Annotated in this window: 4 protein-coding genes; 2 read left to right on the forward strand and 2 right to left on the reverse strand. The window is 62.3% G+C overall.

Features of this window, described 5'->3' with window-relative positions; all coding sequences use genetic code 11:
* Positions 1 to 182: 182 nt before the first annotated feature.
* Together F8N49_RS25125 and F8N49_RS25130 are read right to left on the reverse strand one after the other, a co-directional pair.
* Positions 183 to 1,037, reverse strand: coding sequence for a MaoC/PaaZ C-terminal domain-containing protein (locus F8N49_RS25125; protein ID WP_151553036.1), 855 nt, complete (start codon positions 1,035 to 1,037; stop codon positions 183 to 185).
* Positions 1,038 to 1,039: 2 nt separating this feature from the next.
* Entirely contained in the window at positions 1,040 to 2,392 is a 1,353-nt protein-coding gene (locus tag F8N49_RS25130; RefSeq protein WP_151553037.1) for a 3-oxoacyl-ACP reductase, read from the reverse strand.
* Positions 2,393 to 2,629: 237 nt separating this feature from the next.
* Here F8N49_RS25130 and F8N49_RS25135 point away from each other — a divergent pair, with 237 nt between their 5' ends.
* Positions 2,630 to 3,907: an acetyl-CoA C-acetyltransferase gene (locus F8N49_RS25135; protein ID WP_151553039.1), complete on the forward strand. Its 1,278-nt coding sequence runs from the start codon at positions 2,630 to 2,632 to the stop codon at positions 3,905 to 3,907.
* A 430-nt stretch (positions 3,908 to 4,337) separates the two neighbouring features.
* Positions 4,338 to 5,234, forward strand: a complete 897-nt coding sequence (locus F8N49_RS25140; RefSeq protein ID WP_016771829.1) for a PA4780 family RIO1-like protein kinase — start codon at positions 4,338 to 4,340, stop codon at positions 5,232 to 5,234.
* The last annotated feature ends 247 nt before the right edge of the window (positions 5,235 to 5,481 follow it).

The following is a 5,481-nucleotide window of genomic DNA, read 5'->3' on the forward strand; positions in this document are numbered from 1 at the left end:
ATTTGGTATTAACCCCTTTATATAGAGGGCTCGGCGCTATGCCGAAGGACTAATACCCCGGTAATAAACGGGCAAAAAAAAGCCTTGAAATTCAAGGCTCGGTTTTTTCCAAAGCAGCGGGCAGGGCGCGGAAAAACTTAAGTGATATATACACAATTAACGGGTTTTTCCGCCCCGCCAGATCAGGCGATCGGTTGCCACTGACCGACCATATGTTCCAGGTCGCCGGCGCCGATCAAGCGCAACTCACCGCTGGAACCCGCGGCACTGGCCAGCAAAGTCACTTCGCTGGGCAGGCGCACCGGTTTGCGAAAGTGCACGGCGATTTCCAGGTTGGCCTTGGGCAGGTGATCGGAGAGTGCCGCCAGTGTCCGCGCCTTGTTCCAAAGTCCATGGGCGATCGCGGTGGGAAACCCGAACAGTTTGGCGCTCGCCGCACTGAGGTGAATCGGGTTGTAGTCGCCGGAGACTTTCGCATACTGGCGACCGATATCGGCCGGCGCAGTCCAGCGCGCCACTTCGAGCAAATCCTGCGACGGCTGCCAGTCCTGTGCCAGCGCTTCGCCCTCGAGTTTCACCCCGCGACAGAGCATCCGGCTTTCGGCTTCCCACAGCGGCCCAAGCTGATCGTCCAGAGTAGTGAGCAGATCGAACGTCGCGCCTTTGGCGTGCGGTTGCAGATTGTGCACACGCACGCTGACTTGCGCGCGACTGATCGCGCCCATCGGCCGCAGCACGCGAATGCGGTTGCTCAAGTGAATCAGCCCGAGCAGCGGGAACGGAAAGTCTCTGGCCGTGAGCAATTGCATCTGCAAGGCGAAGGCGAGGATGTGTGGATAGGTCGGCGGCAGCAGGCCGTCATCGACGAAACCGCAGACCTTGCGATAGGCCGTCAGCCGTTTGCTGTCGATATCGACCCAGCAGCGCAGGCCGCTGTCGGGCAGTTGCGTACCGGTGATTTTGCGTCGCGTCGCTGCGCGCGAATAAAGCCCCGGCAGACTCGGTTCGCGATCCAGCGTGTGCCATTCGATGCTCATCTTTATGCCCCCAGAACACTTTGCCCACAGACCCGCAACGCTTGCCCGGTGAACGCGCCCGTGCCCGGTTGCGCCAGCCACGCCACGGCTTCGGCGACGTCTTGCGGCAAGCCGCCCTGGCCCAGCGAACTCATGCGCCGCCCGGCTTCGCGCAGGCCGAACGGAATGTGCGCGGTCATTTGCGTTTCGATGAAACCGGGAGCCACGGCGTTGATGCTGATGCCACGTTCCAGCAGCGTCGGCGCCCATGCCTGGGCCAGACCGATCAGGCCAGCCTTGCTCGCCGCGTAGTTGGTCTGCCCGCGATTGCCGGCGATGCCGCTGATCGAGGCGAGCAGGACCACCCGTGCGTTGTCGCGCAGGGTGCCGCTGTCGAGCAGCGCCTTGGTCAGCACTTGCGGCGCATTGAGGTTGACGGCCAGCACCGCGTCCCAGAATTCCGGGGTCATGTTGGCCAGAGTTTTGTCACGGGTGATGCCGGCGTTGTGCACGAGGATGTCGAGGCCGTCAGGCAGCTGTTCGATCAATTGCGCGGCGGCGTCATCGGCGCAGATATCGAGGGTGATCGCCCGGCCGCCGAGACGCGCGGCGAGGGCCTCAAGGTCGGTCTTGGCTGGCGGTACGTCGAGGAGGATCACCTCGGCGCCATCACGGGCCAGGGTTTCGGCAATCGACGCGCCGATGCCGCGCGCGGCACCGGTGACCAGCGCCTTGCGCCCGGCCAGCGGGCGGGTCCAGTCAGTGACTGGCGTAGCGCACGCGGTCAGGCGAATCACCTGGCCGGAAACGAATGCACTTTTCGGCGAGAGGAAGAATCGCAGCGGGCCTTCCAGTTGATCTTCGGCACCTTCGCCGACGTAGATCAGCTGCAAGGTGCCACCGCCGCGCAGCTCTTTGGCCAGCGAGCGCGAGAAGCCTTCGAGTGCTCGCTGCGCACTGGAGGCGAACGGATCACCCAGGCTTTCCGGAGCACGGCCGAGAATCACCAGGTGCGCGCTATGGTCGAGGTTCTTCATCAAGGGCTGGAAGAATTCGCGCAACTGCTTGAGCTGGTCGGTGTGTTGCAGAGCGCTGGCGTCGAACACCACCGCTTTGATTTTCGGCCCGTGGCCGGGGATCCATGCAGTGGCCAGCGAGGGCTCGGTGCCGTAGCTATAGATCGCGTCGGTCAAGCGATTGGCAAACCCGCTGATCCGTTCGGCCAGCGGCCCGCCACCGAGCAACAGGGCGCCCTCGATCGGCCGCAGACGCCCCGCCTGCCAGCGTTCCAGCCGCACCGGCGACGGCAGGCCCAAGGCTCCGACCAGACGATGGCCGAAGGATGAGTTGGCGAAGTCGATATAGCGGTCAGACATGGAACGCTCTCCAGAAGTTGGGGTTCAAAGTGTGGACTGTCCACGGCAATCAATCGTTCGATCGGCGCAATAAGGCCTACGCTGGTTTAGCAGAGTAGACCACTGACCCTGTGGGAGCGGGCTTGCCCGCGATGGCGGGGTGTCAGCCGCTGAAGGGTTGGAAATGCCGCCCCCATCGCTGGCAAGCCAGCTCCCACAGGTTTCCATGTGAATCCGCAAATTCCACAGGAGTTATCCATGACCCAGCTGCGCCGCGTCGCGATCATCGGCGGTAACCGCATCCCTTTCGCCCGCTCCAACGGGCCGTACGCCACGGCCAGCAATCAGGCGATGCTCACCGCCGCGCTGGAAGGCCTGATCGAACGCTACAACCTGCATGGCCAGCGCATCGGCGAAGTGGTGGCGGGCGCGGTGCTTAAATTGTCACGGGATATGAACCTGACCCGCGAATGCGTGCTCGGCTCGCGCCTGTCTCCAGCGACACCGGCCTATGACATCCAGCAAGCCTGCGGCACTGGTCTGGAAGCGGCGCTGCTGGTGGCCAACAAAATCGCCCTCGGCCAGATCGACTGCGGCATTGCCGGCGGAGTCGACACCACTTCCGATGCGCCGATCAGCGTCAGCGAAGGCCTGCGCAGGATTCTTCTGCAGGCCAACCGCGCCAAGAGCACCGGCGACAAACTGAAAACCCTTTTGCAGTTGCGCCCCCGGCATCTGATTCCCGAATTCCCGCGTAACGGCGAGCCACGCACGGGCCTGTCCATGGGCGAGCACTGTGAGCTGATGGCGCAGACCTGGAATATTCCCCGCGAAGAACAGGATCAACTGGCCCTCGAAAGCCACCACAAACTCGCCGCTTCCTACAGCGAAGGCTGGCACAACGATCTGATGACGCCGTTCCTCGGCCTGACCCGCGACAACAATCTGCGCCCGGACCTGACCCTGGAAAAACTCGCCACGCTGAAACCGGCCTTCGAGAAAAGCGCCAAGGGCACGCTGACGGCGGGCAATTCCACGCCGCTCACCGATGGCGCTTCGGTGGTGTTGCTGGGAAGTGAGGAATGGGCCAAATCGCGCGGCTTGCCGATCCTCGCTTATCTGCGCGACGGCGAGGCGGCGGCGGTGGATTTCGTCAACGGTGCCGAGGGCCTGCTGATGGCGCCGGTGTACGCCGTGCCACGCTTGCTGGCGCGCAACGGCCTGACCTTGCAGGATTTTGATTACTACGAAATTCACGAAGCCTTCGCCGCGCAAGTGCTGTGCACGCTCAAGGCCTGGGAAGATCCCGAATATTGCCAAACCCGCCTGGGGCTCGACGCACCGCTGGGTTCGATTGATCGCAGTCGGCTCAATGTGAAGGGCAGTTCGCTGGCGGCGGGGCATCCGTTCGCCGCAACGGGCGGGCGGATTGTCGTGAACCTGGCCAAACTGCTGGATGCGGCGGGCAAGGGCCGAGGGTTGATTTCGATCTGTGCGGCGGGCGGGCAGGGTGTCACCGCGATCATTGAACGCTGAAAAAGCCCCTCACCCTAACCCTCTCCCAAAGGGAGAGGGGACTGATTGGGGGATGCTCGAGATCGACGCCGACCTGAGCGCCCTTCACCGAATCCAAAGCTGCGATTCAAACCAGAAGCGCTGCGGTCTCTCAGGTCGATGCATTACGGGAGAAACCTCGATCGGCCCCCTCTCCCTCTGGGAGAGGGCTGGGGTGAGGGCAACTGAAGTTCACCGACCATGTCAGATTCTGTCGCAAATGCCCTTGCCGACCGATACCAATCAATGCCACGGTCTCGGCTATGATTCGCCCGGGTCGCTGCGATTGATCCGGCACAGTGTGTGCATCCTCAAGGTTCACAGGTCGGCAACCCCTCCCCGTCGGGCGAGGATTGCCGTATAACGAGTGACATTCGCGTGTTTGGTAATAAAGGACCCACAATAAAAGCTGATGAAGACTCCAAAACGCATTGAACCCCTGATCGAGGACGGTCTGGTCGACGAAGTGCTGCGCCCACTGATGAGTGGCAAAGAGGCAGCTGTTTATGTAGTGCGCTGCGGCAATCAGTTACGTTGCGCCAAGGTCTACAAGGAGGCGAATAAACGCAGTTTCCGCCAGGCGGCCGAGTATCAGGAAGGCCGCAAGGTTCGTAACAGCCGTCAGGCGCGCGCCATGGCGAAGGGGTCCAAGTTCGGTCGCAAAGAGACCGAAGACGCCTGGCAGAACGCCGAAGTGGCGGCGCTGTTCCGTCTGGCCGGCGCCGGTGTGCGAGTGCCCAAACCCTATGACTTCCTCGACGGCGTGCTGTTGATGGAGCTGGTGGCCGACGAATTCGGCGACGCCGCGCCGCGTCTGAATGACGTGGTGCTGGAGCCGGATCAGGCGCGCGAATATCACGCGTTCCTGATTTCGCAGATCGTGCTGATGTTGTGTACCGGTCTGGTGCACGGTGACCTCTCCGAGTTCAACGTGCTGCTGACCCCGACCGGCCCGGTCATCATCGACCTGCCCCAGGCAGTCGACGCTGCGGGCAACAACCACGCGTTCAGCATGCTCGAGCGTGACGTTGGCAACATGGCTTCGTACTTCGGCCGTTTCGCGCCGGAATTGAAGAAGACCAAGTACGCCAAGGAAATGTGGGCGTTGTACGAAGCCGGCACCTTGCACCCGAACAGTGTGCTGACCGGCGAGTTCGACGATCCCGAGGACCTGGCGGATGTCGGCGGGGTGCTGCGCGAAATCGAAGCGGCGCGCCTCGACGAGGAACGCAAGCAGGCCATTCGCGCGGCGGACGACGCGCCGAAAGGCAAACCCGAAGAACCGCCTCCACCGCCGTGGATGCAGTGATCGCGTGATGAAAAACCCGGCTTCGGCCGGGTTTTTTGTTTGAGTCAAAAAGCACCCTCACCCCAGCCCTCTCCCGGAGGGAGAGGGGGCCGACCGAGGTGTCTTGAGCCATCCATCGACCTGAAAAAACCGAGTCGATTATGGATTCAAAGAAAAACGTTCAGGTCGGTGTATCTCCCAAATATCCCCCAATCGGTCCCTCTCCCGGAGGGAGAGGGGGCCGACCGAGGTGTCTTTAGCCATACAT

This window comes from Pseudomonas sp. GXM4, assembly GCF_008923895.1.
Taxonomy (GTDB): Bacteria; Pseudomonadota; Gammaproteobacteria; order Pseudomonadales; family Pseudomonadaceae; genus Aquipseudomonas; species Aquipseudomonas atacamensis.